15 protein-coding genes are annotated in these 18,025 nt (G+C 61.1%); all 15 read right to left on the bottom strand.

All coding sequences use genetic code 11. The annotated features are described in order from the left end of the window. Window positions 1–6: 6 nt before the first annotated feature. Window positions 7–1,365 (bottom strand): flagellar protein export ATPase FliI, encoded by a 1,359-nt coding sequence (gene fliI / locus QZ497_RS06970; RefSeq protein WP_295472540.1) that lies wholly within the window; start codon window positions 1,363–1,365, stop codon window positions 7–9. After that, on the bottom strand, window positions 1,355–2,203 hold the full coding sequence (fliH, locus tag QZ497_RS06975) for a flagellar assembly protein FliH (protein ID WP_295472542.1): 849 nt from the start codon (window positions 2,201–2,203) through the stop codon (window positions 1,355–1,357). The genes fliI and fliH overlap by 11 nt, the downstream gene beginning before the upstream one ends. A 3-nt stretch (window positions 2,204–2,206) precedes the next feature. Then, the gene (gene fliG / locus QZ497_RS06980; protein WP_295472543.1) at window positions 2,207–3,223 is read right to left on the bottom strand and encodes a flagellar motor switch protein FliG; all 1,017 of its coding nucleotides are present in this window, start codon (window positions 3,221–3,223) and stop codon (window positions 2,207–2,209) included. After that, window positions 3,216–4,997: a flagellar basal-body MS-ring/collar protein FliF gene (gene fliF / locus QZ497_RS06985; protein ID WP_295472545.1), complete on the bottom strand. Its 1,782-nt coding sequence runs from the start codon at window positions 4,995–4,997 to the stop codon at window positions 3,216–3,218. The genes fliG and fliF overlap by 8 nt, the downstream gene beginning before the upstream one ends. A 15-nt stretch (window positions 4,998–5,012) precedes the next feature. Beyond that, window positions 5,013–5,342 (bottom strand): flagellar hook-basal body complex protein FliE, encoded by a 330-nt coding sequence (fliE, locus tag QZ497_RS06990; protein WP_295472547.1) that lies wholly within the window; start codon window positions 5,340–5,342, stop codon window positions 5,013–5,015. A gap of 243 nt (window positions 5,343–5,585) precedes the next feature. Further along, window positions 5,586–6,974, bottom strand: a complete 1,389-nt coding sequence (locus QZ497_RS06995; protein WP_295472549.1) for a sigma-54 dependent transcriptional regulator — start codon at window positions 6,972–6,974, stop codon at window positions 5,586–5,588. Then, entirely contained in the window at window positions 6,974–8,185 is a 1,212-nt protein-coding gene (locus QZ497_RS07000) for an ATP-binding protein (RefSeq protein ID WP_295472551.1), read from the bottom strand. The genes QZ497_RS06995 and QZ497_RS07000 overlap by 1 nt, the downstream gene beginning before the upstream one ends. Window positions 8,186–8,379: 194 nt before the next feature. Beyond that, on the bottom strand, window positions 8,380–9,858 hold the full coding sequence (gene fleQ, locus QZ497_RS07005; protein WP_295472553.1) for a transcriptional regulator FleQ: 1,479 nt from the start codon (window positions 9,856–9,858) through the stop codon (window positions 8,380–8,382). Window positions 9,859–10,025: 167 nt separating this feature from the next. Further along, window positions 10,026–10,328, bottom strand: coding sequence for a flagellar protein FliT (gene fliT / locus QZ497_RS07010; protein WP_295472555.1), 303 nt, complete (start codon window positions 10,326–10,328; stop codon window positions 10,026–10,028). 21 nt (window positions 10,329–10,349) lie between these two features. Next, window positions 10,350–10,757, bottom strand: coding sequence for a flagellar export chaperone FliS (fliS, locus tag QZ497_RS07015; protein WP_295472557.1), 408 nt, complete (start codon window positions 10,755–10,757; stop codon window positions 10,350–10,352). 120 nt (window positions 10,758–10,877) lie between these two features. Beyond that, a complete protein-coding gene (gene fliD, locus QZ497_RS07020; RefSeq protein ID WP_295472558.1) occupies window positions 10,878–12,317 on the bottom strand; it encodes a flagellar filament capping protein FliD in 1,440 nt (479 codons plus the stop codon). Between the two features lie 81 nt (window positions 12,318–12,398). Beyond that, a complete protein-coding gene (locus QZ497_RS07025; RefSeq protein WP_295472561.1) occupies window positions 12,399–12,770 on the bottom strand; it encodes a flagellar protein FlaG in 372 nt (123 codons plus the stop codon). A gap of 72 nt (window positions 12,771–12,842) precedes the next feature. Then, window positions 12,843–13,691 (bottom strand): flagellin domain-containing protein, encoded by an 849-nt coding sequence (locus QZ497_RS07030; protein WP_295472563.1) that lies wholly within the window; start codon window positions 13,689–13,691, stop codon window positions 12,843–12,845. Window positions 13,692–13,945: 254 nt separating this feature from the next. Then, the gene (locus QZ497_RS07035) at window positions 13,946–14,872 is read right to left on the bottom strand and encodes a ketoacyl-ACP synthase III (RefSeq protein WP_295472565.1); all 927 of its coding nucleotides are present in this window, start codon (window positions 14,870–14,872) and stop codon (window positions 13,946–13,948) included. Between the two features lie 250 nt (window positions 14,873–15,122). Further along, entirely contained in the window at window positions 15,123–18,008 is a 2,886-nt protein-coding gene (locus QZ497_RS07040) for a glycosyltransferase (protein ID WP_295472566.1), read from the bottom strand. Window positions 18,009–18,025: the final 17 nt, after the last annotated feature.

The raw sequence follows: 18,025 nt of genomic DNA on the forward strand, positions 1-18,025 counted from the left end.
ACCTCATCAACCGCCGGGGGCGGGCCCGAAGACGGCAGCCAGCGCTTGCTCGCTGTCCTGCATGCTCACGCTTTCACGCAGCCCCTGGCGTTGGAAACGCACCAGTGCCGGCTGCAGCTGGATGGCCAGGTCGGTCTCGCGATCGCCGCCGGCCACATAGGCGCCCACGCTGATCAGGTCGCGGCTCTGCTGATAGCGTGACCACAACTGCTTGAAGTATTGCGCACGGGTCATGTGGTCCGCGCTGACCACCGCCGGCATCACCCGGCTGATGGACGCTTCGATGTCGATGGCCGGGTAATGCCCCTCCTCGGCCAGGCGCCGCGACAGCACGATATGCCCGTCGAGCACGCCGCGCGCCGAGTCGGCAATCGGGTCCTGCTGGTCATCGCCTTCGGAAAGCACGGTATAGAACGCGGTGATGGAGCCGCCACCAGCCTCGGCGTTACCGGCCCGTTCGACCAGCTTGGGCAGACGTGCGAACACCGACGGCGGATAGCCCTTGGTCGCTGGCGGCTCACCGATGGCCAAGGCGATTTCCCGCTGGGCCTGGGCGAAACGGGTCAGCGAATCCATCAACAACAGGACGTTCTTGCCACGATCACGGAAGTATTCGGCAATGCGCGTGCAGTACATCGCTGCACGCAGACGCATCAGGGGTGCATCATCAGCCGGCGAGGCCACCACCACCGAACGCTTGAGGCCTTCCTCGCCGAGAATATGCTCGATGAACTCCTTGACCTCACGACCCCGCTCGCCAATCAGGCCGACGACGATGATGTCGGCCTCGGTGAAGCGGGTCATCATGCCCAGCAGCACACTCTTGCCCACCCCGGTACCGGCGAACAGGCCCAGACGCTGGCCGCGCCCCACCGTCAACAAACCGTTGATGCAGCGAATGCCGACATCCAGCGGCTGGCTGATCGGGTCGCGCTTGAGCGGGTTGATGGTCGGACCGTCCATGGGCACCCAGTCTTCGGCCTTGAGTGGTGGGCGGCCATCCAACGGGCGACCCGCACCATCCAGCACGCGCCCCAGCATGCTCATGCCCATGGGCAGGCGTCCGGTGTCGGCCAGCGGCACGACCCGCGCACCCGGCGCGATGCCGGCAACACTGCCGACCGGCATGAGGAACACCTTGCCACCGGCGAAGCCCATGACCTCGGCATCGACCTGCACCGGATGATGACTGTCATCGTTGATGACCACGCAGCGGCTGCCCATGGCGGCGCGCAACCCTTCCGCCTCCAGGGTCAGGCCAACCATGCGCAGCAGGCGGCCCTCGACCACGGGTTGGGTGGGCAGGTCTATGGCGCTGGCATAGCCGCCCAGGCGCTTGGCGAAACTGAGCCGGTCAAGGCGCATCGCTCGCCTCTGGATCTTGCACGGGCGCCTGCGCCTTGGTCGCTGACGCTTCGCCTTGGGTCCGAGGTGTCTCGACCTGCGGGATCTCGATATGCAGGTCGGCTGGCGCAGGGTGAGAAACCTGCTCGTGCATCTGGTCATACAGCCGCGCGATGGCTTGGGTGATGCGGGTCTCGACACTGGCGTCGATACGACTGTGTTCGGTCTCGATCCGGCAGCCGCCAGGCATCAGGCTGTCGTCTTCGAGAATCTTCCAGCTTTCTTCGTGACGCTCGCGCAGCAGCTTGGCCTGGGCGAAGTCCTGCGGATTGACGAAGATGCGCAAATGATTGGCGCCCATGGGCAGCAGCTTCAGAGCATCGCGCAGCACATGGGCGATCTGCTGGGAGTCGGCCAGCAGCTCGCGCTGAATCACCTGGCGAGCGATGTGCTCGACCAGGTGCACCAGCGCTTTCTCGATCTGAGTGTCCTGCTCGGCGATCGGCTCGAACAACTGCTCCATCAGCAATTCGAGGCTGTCGAGCTTGGCCGCCAGCGCCACTTCGGCCTCCTGGCGCACCTTGATCTGAGTGCTGTGAAAACCTTCTTTCTCGCCGGTAGCAAAGCCTTCGTTCCAGGCCTCCTGACGAATGCTTTCCAGCTCTTCAAGGGTCAGCGGCTGGACCTCTTCCAGCGGCACTTCCTCGATCTCGGCCTGTTCGGGCTCTGCTTGCGGCTCGGGTTCGGGCTCGGGCAGCTCGGGGTCGAAGCTGGGCAGCGACCAGATGTCGACCACCTGTGCCTTGACGTCCTTGGCGCGAATCAGGCCACTGGGTTGTTCTTTGCCAGTGCTCGACATGGGTTAGATCATTTCCTCGCCGCCCTTGCCACCCAGCACGATTTCGCCGGCCTCGGCCATGCGCCGTGCGATGGTGAGGATTTCCTTCTGCGCCGCCTCGACGTCGCTGACCCGCACCGGCCCCTTGGCCTCCAGGTCGTCGCGCAGCAGCTCGGCAGCACGTTTGGACATGTTCTTGAAAATCTTTTCCTTGACCGCCTCGTCGGCCCCCTTGAGCGCCAGCACCAGCACGTCGGAAGACACTTCGCGCAGCAGCGCCTGGACACCCCGATCGTCGACATCGGCCAGGTTGTTGAAGACGAACATGAGGTCTTCGATCTGCGTCGACAGATCTTCGTCGACCTCGCGGATCGAATCCATCAGCGCGCCTTCGATGGAGCTGTCGAGGAAGTTCATGATGTCCGCCGCCCGCTTGATGCCACCCAGGGTGGTCCGCGAGGTGTTGGCGTTGCCGGAGAACTGCTTCTCGAGAATCTGGTTGAGTTCCTTGAGCGCCGCCGGCTGCACGGTGTTCAGCGAAGACACGCGCAGGATGATGTCCAGGCGCACCTTGTGATCGAAATGCCCCAGCACTTCACCGGCCTGGTCGGCGTCCAGATAGGCGACGACGATGGCCTGGATCTGCGGGTGCTCGTAGCGGATCACGTCGGCCACCGCACGCGGCTCCATCCACTTGAGGCTGTCCAGACCGCTGGTGTTGCCGCCCAGCAGGATCCGGTCGATCAGGCCATTGGCCTTGTCTTCGCCCAGGGCCTGGGTGAGCATCTTGCGAATGTAGCCGTCGGAGCCGACGCCGAGGCTGGTCTGGTCGCCGACGGTGTCGACGAACTCGCTCATCACCTCTTCGACCTGCTCGCGATGCACGTTGCGCATCTGCGCCATGGCCACACCGACCTTCTGCACTTCCTTCGGGCCCATGTGTCGCAGAACCTGCGCAGCGTCGGTCTCGCCGAGTGACAGCAGCAGCACGGCGGCCTTCTCGACTTGGGTCAGCTTGATAGCCCCGGCTCGATCATTCATCGGCGTTAATCCACTCTTTCACGACCTGGGCGACACGCCCCGGATCTTCGGCCACCAAGCCTTTGATTGCGTTCAGCTGTGCGTCGTAACCCTCGGTAGGGCTCGGCAGCAGGATGCTTTGCGGACCACCCAGGCTCACGCGGTCGGTGGACAGTTCGCCATCGAGACCGCCCATGCCGCCCAGCTCGGCGTCGCCGAAACCGGCCAGTTCCTTGCGCTTGGGGTTGGTGATGTTGTTGAGCACGGGGCGCAGCACACCGAACACCAGGATGAGGATGAAGATGACGCCCGCCGCCTGCTTGAGGATGTCCCAGAACCACGGTTGAGTGTAGAACGGCACGTCGGGGATGACTTCGCCACGCTCGCTGGAGAACGGCACGTTGATCACGCTGACGCTGTCACCACGGCTGGCATCGAAGCCCACGGCATCCTGGACCAGGCGAGTGAAACGCGCCAGGTCGGCGGCACTCCATGGCGTGCGGGTCACTTCACCATTGGCCGGGTTGGTCTTGACCATGTCGTCCACCACCACCGCAACCGACAAGCGGGTCAGGCGACCTTGCTGCTGCTTGGTGTGGCTGATGGAACGGTCGAGTTCGAAGTTCTTGGTCGACTGCGAACGCTTGTCGGTCGGGTACGGCGCCAAGGCTGGCTGGCCGGTCGCCGGGTCCATGATCTGCTGGCCGTTGGCATCGAGCAGCGGCTGACCGGGCGCAATGGCCGCAGCGGCACCGGCAGCTCCGCCCGTGGCGTTCTGCGGCGCAGTGGCCGGGCCGGGAGGCTGGTTGCTCAGCGCACCGGGAACCCCCTGGGGGCCAGAACTGCTGGAGCGCTGTTCATTGACCGACTGCTCGCTGCGCAGCGCCGGCTGGTCGGGATTGAAGCTTTCTGCGGTGGACTCCACGGCACTGAAGTCGACCATGGCCGAGACTTCAGCCTTGTAGCGGTCGTTACCCAACACCGGCTGAAGGATGTTCTGCACGCGCTGGGTCAGCATGCTTTCCATGCGGCGGGTGTAGTCGAACTGCTTGCCGGCCATGGTCAGTTCGGAGTTCTCCGCCTGATCGGACAGCAGGTTGCCCTTCTGGTCGACCACGGTGACCTGCGACTTGGACAACTCCGGCACACTGGTCGCCACCAGATTGACGATGGCAGCCACCTGACCGGCCTCAAGGGCACGGCCGGGATACAGCTCGACCAGCACCGAAGCGGTCGGCTTGCGGTCATCGCGCACGAACACCGAGCTTTTCGGAATCGCCAGGTGCACACGGGCGGCCTTGACGTTGTTCAGAGCCGAAATGGTGCGGGCCAGCTCGCCCTCCAGGCCACGACGGTAACGGGTCGCTTCCATGAACTGGCTGGTGCCCAGGCCCTGGTCCTTGTCGAGGATCTCGAAGCCGATATTGGCGTCGGTCTGGCTCACGCCGGCCTGGGCCAGCTGGATACGTGCGCGCTGCAAGTCATCGGCCTTGACCAGCAGGGCGCCGGAATTGGGCTCGACGGTATAACGGATATTGGCTGCGGTGAGAGTGTCCATCACCTGCTTGCTGTCCAGCCCGGCGAGGCTGCCATACAGGGGACGGTAGTCAGGCTGCTGTGACCAGAGCACGACGGCGAAACCGATGGCCACGCTCGCCGCCAGACCGACCAGAAGGCCGACCTGACGAAGCATGGTCATCTCGGAAAGATTCTCCAGAAAGGCAAAGCCCATGAACGGCTTCTTTTCGGAGGCGCCCGCCCTTGCTGGAACGGAATCGGCTGCTGCTTCGGCCATGACTCAGTACATCCCTTAAACCGGCATCTGCATGATGTCTTGATAGGCCTGAACCAGCTTGTTACGGACCTGGGTCAGCGCCTGGAAGGACACACTGGCCTTCTGCGAGGAAATCATCACGTCAGTCAGGTCGACACCGCTCTTGCCCATTTCGAAGGCGTTGGCCAGTTGGCTGGAAGCAGCCTGGGTATCGGCGACCTTGTTGATCGCCTGGCCGAGCAGGTCGGCGAAATTGCTGCCGGCGACTTCGGGGACGTTCGCATTGGCCTTGGGAGCGGCCATGGCGTCCATCTGCATGGCCCGCATATCCAACATCAAGCGATTAAATTCAACACCTTGGCTCATGGACGTTATCTCTCGTAAGGCCCGCAAATTTTTGACACCGGTTCAGCGAATACCTAAGTCATAGCAACAAGAGTGCCAGCTAAATACCGGCAAATGGCCATCTAGGCACATTGCCGCAGTTCGCGACAAACTCGAATACAGCCTCAGCCCCCGGCGCCTGCATACTCGCACGCGGATATTTCACTGTATCGGCATTTGACACAGATCACATAAATGAAAATAAAAAAACACGGTCAATCGGCTTCAGGTCGCGTAGAGATACGCCTCGACGTCCATTCCGGCATCGCGCATCTGCGCCAGTTTGTAACGCAACGTACGCGGGCTGATACCTAGGCGATCAGCCGCTTCCTTGCGCCGCCCGCGCTCACTGCGCAAGGTATCGATGATCAGCTGGAACTCACGGCGCCGCAGATCTTCCCCCAGCGCCCCGGCAGTTTCAGGCACTGTGGTGGCAGGTACTTCAGTCACCGGCGCCACAGCCGCCGGCTTGACAGTGAAGCTCACCGGACCGGCCAGGCAAAAATCCTGTACCTGGATGATCCCGCCCTGCTGGAGAATCAGTGCCCGTTGCACGGCGTTGTCCAGCTCACGCACGTTGCCCGGCCAGGCATAGCTCACCAGGCAGGCGCGCGCCTGTTCGGAAAGCTGCACCGGAGCATGCTTCATTTTCTTGACGTGTTTGTTCAGCAAACGCTCGGCCAGCGGCAGGATATCGGCGGTTCTATGACGCAGGGGTTGCCAGGCCAGCGGAAAGACCGACAGGCGATAGTAGAGGTCTTCACGGAAGCGCCCCGCAGCCACCTCCCCTGCCAGATCGCGGTTGGTGGTGGCCAGCACACGGATGTCCAGGCTGATGGGCCGCCGAGCACCTACTCGCTCGACCTCGCGCTCCTGCAGCACGCGCAGCAACTTGGCCTGCAAGCCCATGGGCATTTCGGAAATTTCGTCGAGCAGGATGGTGCCGCCGTCGGCCAGCTCGAACTTCCCGGCCTGCGCAGCGATAGCCCCGGTAAACGAGCCCTTCTCATGGCCGAACAGCGTCGCTTCGAGCATGTTGTCGGGGATCGCCGCACAGTTGATGGCAATGAAGGGTTTGTCGGCACGTGGTGAATGCTGATGAATGTAGCGCGCCAGCACTTCCTTGCCGGTACCCGACTCGCCCGAGATCAGCACGGTCGAATCGCTTTTCGCCACGCGACTGGCCAGCTCCAGCAATTGCCGGCTGGCCGGTTCGACCGCCACCGGGCCGTCCTCCTCTACATTGGCCAGCGAGCCCTGGGCGTGGCGCGCGACAAGGGCCAGCAGTGAAGCAGGCTCGAAGGGCTTGACCAGATAATCCACAGCACCCTGGCGAATGGCGTCCACGGCGCGCTCGACCGCGCCATGCGCGGTCATCAGCAGCACCGGCAAATGCGGGTGGCGCTCGCGCAGCAGGCCGAGCAGCTGGTGCCCATCCATGCCGGGCATGTTCACATCGCTGATCACCAGGCCGAAGGGCTCACGACCGGCCAACAGCGAGGCCTCTTCGGCGCTGCCCACGGCACGGTATTCATGACCGGCCAGCTCCAGCGTATCACCCAGCGCCTCGCGCAATGAGCGATCGTCTTCGACCAGCAAAATCCGGGTTGTCATCACAGCTCTCCTTGAACACTGCCCGGCACCAGGGGCAGGCTGATGATTGCGCAGGTACCTCGGCCAGGTCGAGACAGGTAATGCACCCGCCCCTGGTGAGCCCGGGCAACCGCCATGACCACTCCGAGCCCGAGCCCGGTGCCAGTGGCCTTGGTGGTGAAGAATGGCTCACCGATGCGCGACAGGGCCGCAGCGTCCATTCCGACACCGTTATCGCTGACACACAGGCGTAGGACATCGCCGCGACGATAGGCATGCACCTTCACACGTACGGCGGCCGAACCAGCCTGGATAGCGTTCTCGACCAGGTTGAGCAGAGCCCCCACCAGGGTGTCGCGGTTACATAGCACCTCGCCGTCCAGCGCGTCACACTGCCAGCGCACCGACACATCACGCACATGGGTACGTGCCGCCGCCTCCAGGGCGTCGAACAGCGCCCGGCCAGACAACCGATCGGTCAACGGCAACTCGCCGCGCGCGAACACCAGCATGTCGCGAACCTGATGTTCCAGCTCATGCAAACGATCCTTGAGCCGCGCCGCGAAACGCTGCTGGGTTTCCACCGTCAACGCCTGTTCACTCAGATGACTGGCGTAAATCATGGCGGCAGACAACGGGGTGCGGATCTGGTGAGCCAGCGAGGCCACCATGCGCCCCAGCGAGGATAGACGCTCGTGACGCGCCAGTTGATCCTGCAAGTGTCGGGTTTCAGTCAGGTCATTGAGCAGCACCAGCTGACCTGGCTCGGCATCCAGCGAGCGAGTGGCGATAGACAGACGACGACCGTCCTTGAGGGAGATTTCATGGCCATCGTCGCGGCGCGGCGCAAAGCACCGTGCAATCACCACGCGCCAGAGTTCGCCGACCAGGGGCTGCCCCAGCAGGTCCACGGCGGCGGGATTGGCCTCACGGACCACCCCCGAACCATCGATGACGATCACCCCGCCAGGAAGCAGGTCGAGCAGATTCTGCAAGCGATTGGCCAAGCGCTCCTTCTCGGCGAGCTCCTGCATGCGCTGCAAGGCCGCCTCGGCCAGCTCACCCTTCAGCTCGCTGACCCTCGCTTCCAGCAACCCGTAGGAATCGGTGAGCTGCGTGGACATCTGATTGAACAGGGCGAAGGCCTGCTCCAGCCCTTGACGACTCTCCAGCTCCGGCGAAAGCGCCGGCTGAGCACAAGGGTGAGCGGAAAGTGGCAGGGCCTGGGACATCGGATTCTCTCTCACATGGCTAACCGTCATTAAACGGCCTGTTGAGAGAGCCTTTTGCAAACGCCGTGCCCACGCGCGGCACAAGCAGATGACAGGTCAGGTGCTGGCCGCCATCAGCCCGACGCTACGGCGCTTTCGGGCCGATCGACCAAGCAGGCTACGCAGATCGAGGAAAACGCAGACGACGCCAGGCGTCAATCATCCGCCTGTTCGTCACCTTCACGCCGGCTCATGCCGTACTTGCGCATTTTCTCGACCAGCGTGGTGCGTCGGATACGCAGCCGCTCGGCCGCACGCGCTACGATGCCATTGGCATCGTCGAGCGCCTGCTGGATCAACCCCTGCTCGAGACCACCGAGGTAGTCCTTGAGATCGAGGCCTTCGGGCGGCAGCATCGCACCGGCGGAAAAGTCCGGCGTCGTGGAGCTGTTGATCGCCACACGCTCTTCGAGGTCGCTGCGCAGGCTGTCGACCATCTGCTCGTCTTCATCCTCGACGTAGCGGAATTTCTTCGGCAGCTCCGAGACGCCGATCACCCCATAGGGATGCATGATCGCCATGCGTTCGACCAGATTGGCCAGCTCACGTACGTTGCCCGGCCAGCCGTGCCTGCACAGCGACATGATCGCTGCCGAGTTGAAACGAATGGAGCCACGCTTTTCGTGCTCCATACGCGAGATCAGCTCGTTCATCAGCAACGGGATGTCTTCGACGCGCTCGCGCAGCGGCGCCATCTCGATCGGGAATACGTTGAGGCGGTAATAAAGGTCTTCACGGAACGCGCCGGTCTCGATCATCGCCTCGAGATTCTTGTGCGTCGCCGCGATGATCCGCACGTCGATGCTCTGGGTCTTGTTGCTGCCCACGCGCTCGAAGGTGCGCTCCTGCAGCACGCGCAGCAGCTTGACCTGCATGGGCAGCGGCATGTCGCCGATTTCATCGAGGAACAAGGTACCGCCGTTGGCCAGCTCGAAACGCCCGGCACGGCTGGTGATGGCGCCGGTGAACGCCCCCTTCTCGTGACCGAACAGCTCGCTTTCAAGCAACTCGGCCGGAATGGCGCCGCAGTTGACCGGCACGAAGGGCGCGTCACGCCGCTTGGAGTGGTAGTGCAGGTTGCGCGCCACGACTTCCTTGCCAGTGCCCGACTCACCCAGGATCAGCACACTGGCGTCGGTGTCGGCGACCTGCTGCATCATCTGGCGGACATGCTGGATGGCCCGGCTGGTGCCTACCAGACTGCGAAACAGGTTGGGTTCTCGATGCCGGCCACGCTCGCGCGCCTGGTCGTACATCTCGCGGTAGACCTGAGCACGGTGCAGGGCATCGAGCAGCTTGCTGTAGCTCGGCGGCATTTCCAGGGTGGCCAGCACCCGCCGACGCAGGTCCTCAGGCAATTCCACCGTGGAATTTTCACCAAAAAGCAGAACGGGAAGGAACTCATCCCAGGCAGCGATGGTCTTAAGCAGGCCCTGAAGGCTTCCCGCCGCGCTGACATTGCCGATCAGCACGCACAGCACTTCACGTGTGGAACCAAGAGAACCGACGACCTGCTGCCAGTCCTGGCTCGAACAGGCAATGTTCTCTTCGCCGAGAAAATTCAGAATGACCGCCAGATCACGGCGGCGCGAGCTATCGTCATCGATCAGCAGAATTTTGATTTCACGCCACATGCAATAGCAACTTCCCTAGTCCACTCTAAAGCTCGCCAGACATGCGAGCCGCTTGGCATCTCAGCCGTTTGTATCGATCTGACGCCAGAAAACAAAAAACATCACTAGTTAAGTCAAAAAAGCCGATACAGTCAAATTAATGGCGTGAATGGTATCGACTCTTAACTTCAGCCGAACAGATGGTATACCTTAGTCGCATTCTTTGCTCGCTGAATCTCGGACATCTCATCGACAATGGCCTGACGCTCCCCCACGGCGACGTCAATCAATTGCCTGTAAACGCCCAATAATTCCTCAAGATTGCTGCGCAACTCTTCGTCATCGGGCTTGGCGTCGCTCTCGCTCACCACCGACTCCACGCATTCGCGGCACGCCAGGTCGAGCTTGCTGATCGCCTCCCAGTCACGCTCGGCCAGTGCACTGACCAGCGCTTCGCGGGTTTCTTCGATACGTTTGAGCGCAGCACTCATGGGTGATTCTCCTGAGGGCGTTTAGACGGTAGCCGGCTGCTCAGCGACCTCACCGATCGCATCCCAACCCTCTTTGACCGTAATCAGCAAGCCAGCCACCTCGTCGAGGATCTTCTGATCATTCTTGATATTAGCCTCGGCCAGACGCTTCATCATGTAGTGATACAGATTGTCCTGGCTGTGCAAGGCATCGGAACCGTGATTTTCCAGGTCCAGGCCTTCACGCAGACCACCGATGATATCGATGGCCTTGCCGATGAACACGCCCTTGCTCGCCACATCCTTACGCGACATGGCACCCTTGGCCTGGGCAATGCGGTCGAGACCGCCTTCCATCAACATTTGCACCAGGCGATGAGGACTGGCCTCGGAAGTCTGGGCGTGTGAACCGATTTTCTGATATTGACGCAACGCTAACATGGGATTCATGGGGGGACCTCTCGGACAATCCGTACGCGGTATATTCAAGCTATCGACGCGGCGTCAAAAAACTTTAAGCCCTCAAGCAAAAACCCGACACGTGGTCGGGTTCTTGTCACAAGCCTCCGCTTAGGAAGCGTTTTTCTGTGCATTCATGGCTTCGAAGATCGAGGTGATATTCGATGCTGTCGCCTTGAGTTGACCGACAACCAGATCCATAGCGTTGTATTTCTTGGTCAAGGTTGTGGTCAGGGTTTCGACGCGACGATCAAGCGCCGACTGATCGTTGGTCAGACGGGTCTTGGTTTTATTAAGGGCATCATTACGCTGATCCAGCACACCACCGGTCTTGGTGTAGGACTCAAGTGATTTCTCGATACGCTCGATCAATCCGCCGTTGGCATTGAACAGATCCTGGATCTGATTGCCGAACTTCTTGTCTTCCAAGGCGGCGGTGAACTTGATGGTGTCCAGCGAAAGTGTACCGTCGCTCTGCTTGGTGTTGATACCCAGCTGCGAGAGACTCGCCAAGCCGGAAGTCGACACAGAGGACGCCAGGACATTGCGAATGGTCGCCACGATGCCGCGAGGCATGGCATCACCCGTCATGGCTGCCGCCGTGAACGTGCCGTCATCCGCCATGGTGCCCTTGGTCAGGGAAGTCGTGAGGTTGACGAGGGTGTTATAGGCATCGACAAAGCTCTGCAGCGACTTCTTCAAGCCATCGGTGTTGGTACCCACCGTTACCACAACCGACTTATCCGTGGCAGTAGCCGATACCAGGTCCAGGGTCAGACCGGAAATAGCATTGCTGACCGAATTCTTCGGGCTGGTGAGCGTCAAGCCATCGACCGTGAAACTCGCGTCTTTAGCGAGCTCACTGATGGTGCCCGCACCCGGATTACCGGTCGTTCCGGTTTGCGACATCAGCTTGGTGCCGTCGATATCCAGAAGCGTGCCGATGTTGCTGTCACCCTTGACACTGATATCAGTACCCGCGCCCGTCGTGGTCGAAGTGAAGACCAGACGAGAACCATTGGCATCATTGATGATGTTGGCACTGATGCCCTTGCCAAGCTTCTGCATTTCGCTGTTGATCTGGTCGCGAACCTGCTGCAAGCTCGAAGTGGCCGCGATGTTGATCTTGGTATCAGTGCCATTTTGACTGATGGTCAGCTCACCACTCGGAATGGCACTGGCCTGGCTGGCGCTGAGCGCAGCCGTGGCCACCTTCGAAGCAGTAGCCAGGTTCTGTACTTTGATGCTGTAGCTACCGTTGACCGCCGAGTTGGTTGCTGTTGCCTTGATCACCGACTCGTCTGCCGAGGTGGCAGCGAACCCCAGAAATGCCGGAGTGGTCGTGCTCTTGAGCGTATTCAGAGTGCTCTGAAAGGTCGCCAGCGCCGACTTGATCTGGCTGATGCCCGAGAGAGACGCCGTGTTGGCCTTGGTCTGCTTGGTAATCTGGTTCTGCTTGGCCGCCTTGTCGGAGTCGACCAGCACCTTGACGATGTCGCCAATGTTCAGGCCTGAACCGATACCGGTCGTCGATGAGATTGGACTTGCCATATGCATCTCCTTCTAGAACGTTGCCAGTCTTTTGACCTTTCACCCGCATCAAAAGATCAGCAACAAGTTTCGTGCCAGGTATCAGACCTTGGCACTGAACAGCATGCTGCTTGCGTCACTCAAGCGATCCGCCAGTTTCAGCACTTCCTCGTTGGGAATTTGCCGAACCACCTCGCCAGAATCACTTGCAATTACCTTCACCACTACCTTGCCAGAACCTTCGTCCACTGAAAACTCCAGCTTGCGCTGGATGGAATCGAGAAACTTCTGGATCTCGGCAGCGGCCGTCTTGACCTGCTCATTTTCATCCTGCTGTGAGCCTTTACTCTCTTTCGTCGGAGCCACAGCTTCAGCAACGAGAGGTTTTTTCTCAGCCACCTTATCCACTGCGACAGCATCACTCGCCGGTTTAGCGGCTGGATAAGACAAGTTCAGCCTAACGCCCATATCCATGTCTATTTACCTCTGAAAGTAAAAAAGCGAGAGAGCACTTGACGCACCCCCTCGCCGATACTCACCCCAGGATTACTGGAGCAGTTTCAGTACAGCGGAAGGCAGCTGGTTAGCCTGGGCCAGGACCGAAGTCGAGGCTTGCTGCAGAGTCTGCTGCTTGGTCAGCTGGGCAGTTTCAGCAGCGAAGTCGGTGTCTTGTACACGACCCAGAGCGGCGCTGGCGTTCTCGTTGATGTTCTGCAGGTTGGAGATGGTGCTCGACAGACGGTTCTGAGCAGCACCGAGGTCCGCACGGCTGGAGTTCACCAGCGACAGAGCCGAGTCGATGGCAGCGATGGCGGCCGAGAACTTGGTTTCGGCATCAGCGCTGTCAGAGCCGGCGATGCTGATGGCGGAGTCCACGCCCAGGGCGCTGGCACCGAAGTCTTGGCTCAGGGTCAGGCTGATCTGGTTGGACGAACCAGTGTTGGAGCCGACCTGGAAGGTCATGGTGCTGGCGGTGCCGTCGATCAGGTTCTTACCGTTCAGGTTGGTGCTCTGAGCGATACGGGTCAGCTCTTCACTCATCTGAGTGAATTCTTTGTTCAGTGCGTCACGGTCGGTAGCGCTGTTGCTGTCGTTACGCGACTGGACGGCCAGCTCACGCATACGCTGCAGGATGTTGGTGGATTCTTGCAGGGCGCCTTCAGCGGTCTGGGCGATCGAGATGCCGTCGTTGGCGTTCTTGATGGCCATGGTCTGGCCTTTGATCTGCGAGTTGATGCGGGTAGCGATCTGCAGACCGGCGGCGTCGTCTTTGGCGCTGTTGATCTTCAGGCCCGAAGACAGACGGGTCATGGAGGTAGCCAGAGCGTCGGAAGCGCGACCCAGGTTCTTCTGAACGTTCAAGGAGGCAACGTTGGTGTTTACTGTTAAAGCCATGATGAATTCCTCGTTGGTTTGATTGCTGCGTGGCTTCCGGCCCCTGCAAGCGCCGGGTGTGCCTAGAGAACCTTCGTAATAGTTATCGTCGGCATGGCAAGTTGCTTGAGGGGTTTTTTTGAATTTTTTTGCCAGCATGGCGCCAGACCATGCAATTCAACGAGTTAGGGCGATTTCGCAGGGGGTACGAAGCCCTTTCTACAGAGACAAAACGCCCGGCTTGAGAGGCCGGGCATTCAGATCAAACGAGGGGCTCAGGCGCGATAGAGGATCGCCGAACCCCAGGACAAGCCTACACCAAAGCCGCTCAGTGCCACCCGCTGCCACGAGGAGCCCAGCACGTGCTTCTCGATCAGCAGCGGAATGCTCGACGACACGGTGTTGCCGGTCTCGACCATGTCCTTGACGAACTTCTCGGGCTGCTCTTCGAAACGCCGGGCCACGGCGTCGACGATCGCCGCGCTGCCCTGGTGGATGCAGAAGGCGTCGATGTCTTCAGCCTTGAGGCCCGACTCGTCGAGCAATTCGTGCAGGTGCGCCGGAACCTTGAGCAAGGCGAAATTGAACACCTGGCGACCATTCATGTAGAACACGCCATCACTGACCTTCAGATGCGGTGCGCCCGAACCGTCAGTGCCGAACTTGGCCTTGCCCAACTGCCAGGGGGCGTCCTCGCCCATCCAGGTGGCGGTGGCGGCATCGCCAAACAGCATGGTGGTGTTGCGGTCATCCGGGTCGACGATCTTCGAATAGGGGTCGGCGGTAACCAGCACGCCGTTCTTCAGGCCAGCGGCCTCCATGAAGCCTTTGATCGCATAGATGCCGTAGACATAACCCGAGCAGCCGAGGGAAATATCGAACGCCGCCACGGCGGTCGACAGGCCCAGCTTGTCCTGAACGATGGCCGCCGTATGCGGCAGACCTTCTTCATCGCCATTCTGGGTGACGACGATCAGCACATCGATACTGTCGCGGCTCAACTGCGGGTTGCTGGCCAACAGGGCATTCACGGCTTCGACGCACAGGTCGGAGGTTTCCTGCGCAGCGTCTTTGCGCGGCAAAAAGGTGGAGCCGATCTTGCCGAGGATGAACTCTTCATCCTTGCCGAACCTGGCGCCTTGCGCGTAGTTGTCCACCCCAGCGGAGGGCACGTAACTCGCTATGCTTTTTATGCCAATCATCGTGGCTTCCCAAATTAGTAAACGGCGGAACAGGCGCCCTGAAGCGATCAGGCCGCTCACGTATCAATTATGTGACGGATATTTTCAGGGGGCTGGCCACGAATAAGCAAGTCAGGCTCACTTCGCTCCCCGCAACGCACTCCATCAACAGATGCACGTTTGCGCTTGCAGGTCACTGACGCAGCAGGTTTTACGACTGACAGCGGATCGAGGGCGGCCGCAGAAGGCCGCCCTGCCCGCTCGAGAGGGACTAGATGTCCAGCGTGTAGCCCTGGCCGCGCAGCGCCAGATGACGATTGTAGGCGGTATCGTGCTCGAAGGCGGCGGCCCATTTGCTGCGTAGCGCGTGCAAGGCTTCAGGCGCCTTGGCGATATCGCCCGGATGCACCACCTGGACCTGCGGGGTCCATACGGTCAGGTAGCCGGCAGCCGACGCACTGAGGCATAGATCCACATCGGCATAGGCTGCAGCGAACACCTGCTCGTCCAGCCCCCCGAGCGCTTCGAACAACGCTTTGTCGATCATCAGGCAGGCGCCCGACACCGCCGAGACATTCTGCTCGACGGCAAGACGCTGCATGTAGCCGACGTCCTGCTTGGTGGCGCCCACGAATGCCGAACCCACCGCGTCGTCAAAGCCCAGAATCAACCCGGCCTGGGTCACGCTGCCCTGCTGATCGACGAGTTTCACACCCACTACGCCCACTTCCGGACGTTGTGCCTGGTTGAGCATCGATTCGATCCAGCCGACGTTGATCACCTGGCTGCGCGCATCCAGAAGCACCAGGTATTCCCCCTTGGCCTGCTGGCTGAGCTGGTTGTGCATCGCGGCAGAGCTCATCGGCTCGTCGGCACGGAATACCCGGATGCGGTTGGAAAGCTTTTCCTGCTGCTGCAGCCAGGCGAACACCTCGGGAGACTGGCTGCCGGCATCGCCGATGAGCACCTCGTAACGTGGGTAGCGAGAGCGCTGCAGCAGGTTGACCAGGCAACGCTGCAAATCGGCCAGGTTGTCCTGGCAACTGATCAGCACCGAGACCATGGGGCGATGCTCATGCCGGTAGTCGATCTTGAAAGTACCTGGCGATGCCGAACCCACCTCGGCCTGGTAACCGCGGGTGGCCAGATGGCGGGTCAGGACCTTCTGCTGATCCTCATTGGCCTCCGGCGAGGGGGCCTGGCAAATCACCACAGGTTCGCTGAGGTGGGCCATGCCGCCCATGCCGCCCTGCTCGATCAAGCGCAACAGCAGATCGAACTCCAGCGCATCCGGATAATCCCGCGAATAGCCGCCCGCCTCGACCAGTGCACTACGGCGTACCAGCCAATGACGCGCCATCAGGCTCGGCAGGCTCTGCAGCAGATCCAGGTTGAAATCGGGCAGCAGCACCGGTTGTAGGGTGTCATCGGCCTGACGATGAATGCTGTCGACCGCCACGGCACGGCAATCGGCCGCGTCCATCAGCGCATCGCTGGCCAGCAACAGCCCGGCGGGGGTGAACTGCTCGCCCGCCTGGGCCAGCATCAGCCAGTCGACGTCGGATTGGCGAATGACCTGGTTGATCCGGTCGACGTAGTTGCTGGCGGTCACCTTCACGAAATGCAGCGTGTGCTGCAGGGTGGTCGCGGCCGGCAGCTCGCCCGTGGTAAACACGATGACCTTGAAGTTGCGGTAATGGCTATTGATCAGGCTGTCGAAGCTGGCCTGTAACTTGAAGATATCGGCCTCGAGATCCAGCAATAGCACGCCGATCTGCGCGCCTGCCGGGTTAGCCGCCTGACGCACGAGCAGTCGCTTCAGCTCGGCAGCCTCCGGAGTTCGCGAAGCCAGCCACCTCAACAGGCGACCGGAAGGCATTTCGTCGAGCAAGCTGGCGTTGTCACGCGGGCTCGTTGCACGCAAACGCTGCCCCCAGGCGGTCAGTTGTTCGATCTGTTCGAGCCGGTCCTTTTCGTCACCCTGTTTGCTGCTACGCAGCTCCTGCTCCAGACGCCGTACGATACCTTCGCTGAAGGCATAGAGAGCGTAAGCCCGCCACAGTCGATTGAGCAGTGGCTCGGCATCCGGATTACTCTGCGGCCCTGCCAGTTCGGCCTGACGCAGCAGCACACCTTCCAGAGCGACCAACTGCCGCCCGGCGGGAAACACATGGATCAGGAATTCGACACGCGCCAGCACAGCGAAAAAGGCCTGGCTGTAGAACGGCAGCTCGACATGCTGACGCGGTTCGAAGTGTGCCTCACCCACTTCCCCGGCCAGATTCCAGATGCAGCTGAACAGCTTGTCGCGCCCTTGATAAGTCTGTTTCTTCAGCCCTTCGGCGAGCGACGCGAATGCCTCCAGCAGCCTGGATTCGTCGACCGGCAGGCTTGCAGCCAGCGCAGCGGCAAATGCCTGGCGCTCCGAACGAGTCTTGGGATCACTATGCTGCATGATGCCTTGCAGCGCGGCCGTGTGGCGGGCCTGCGCCTGAGCGTCAGCCAGATGCAGCGCATAAGGAACATCCAGAACACGCACCTGCCCGAGGTTCAGCAGATAGGCCGCCAGGCCAGCCTCCTGCAACGCGGCGCTGGTGCCACACGGCAAGGCCTGCAGGAAGGGCCGCAATGATGCCGTACGCAACACCGCATGCTGCAACGACACCGGCCGGCTCATGAAGCGCTCGATACGCTCGTGCCTCTCACCCTGATCATGACCGTCATCAACCTTGAGGTCTCGCAGCAGGTAATCGATTCGGTCAACGCCCGCCTCGTAACCGAGGCTGTAGCCTTGCGCTCCCACATGCCCAGGGTGCGCTTCCAGAAACTCGACCGCTTGCTCGAGTGCATCAGGCAACAGGAAGCTCTCGACGCTCGCCCAGACGACGTAAGGACTGTCGACACCCTCGAGGGCATGCAGGAGCCGTTCAGACAGCTCGGCGCCTGCCAGCTCGGGGACGTGCAGATAGTCAACGCCCACCCGGCCAGAGGCGTAGGCATCGGCACTCGCACTGCTGTCGAGCACCTTCACGACCATCGGGAAATCGCCGTACCAGGCCAAGGCACGGCGCAGGAATTCACCCTGCTCGCAGGCCAGCAGGATGAGCGTGAAGCGAGAGTCTACCGATGGCACTTCATGGCCGTTAGTGCTTTGCATAGTCATTCCTGTTGTCA

It is taken from the genome of uncultured Pseudomonas sp. (assembly GCF_913777995.1).
In the GTDB taxonomy this organism is placed as follows: domain Bacteria; phylum Pseudomonadota; class Gammaproteobacteria; order Pseudomonadales; family Pseudomonadaceae; genus Aquipseudomonas.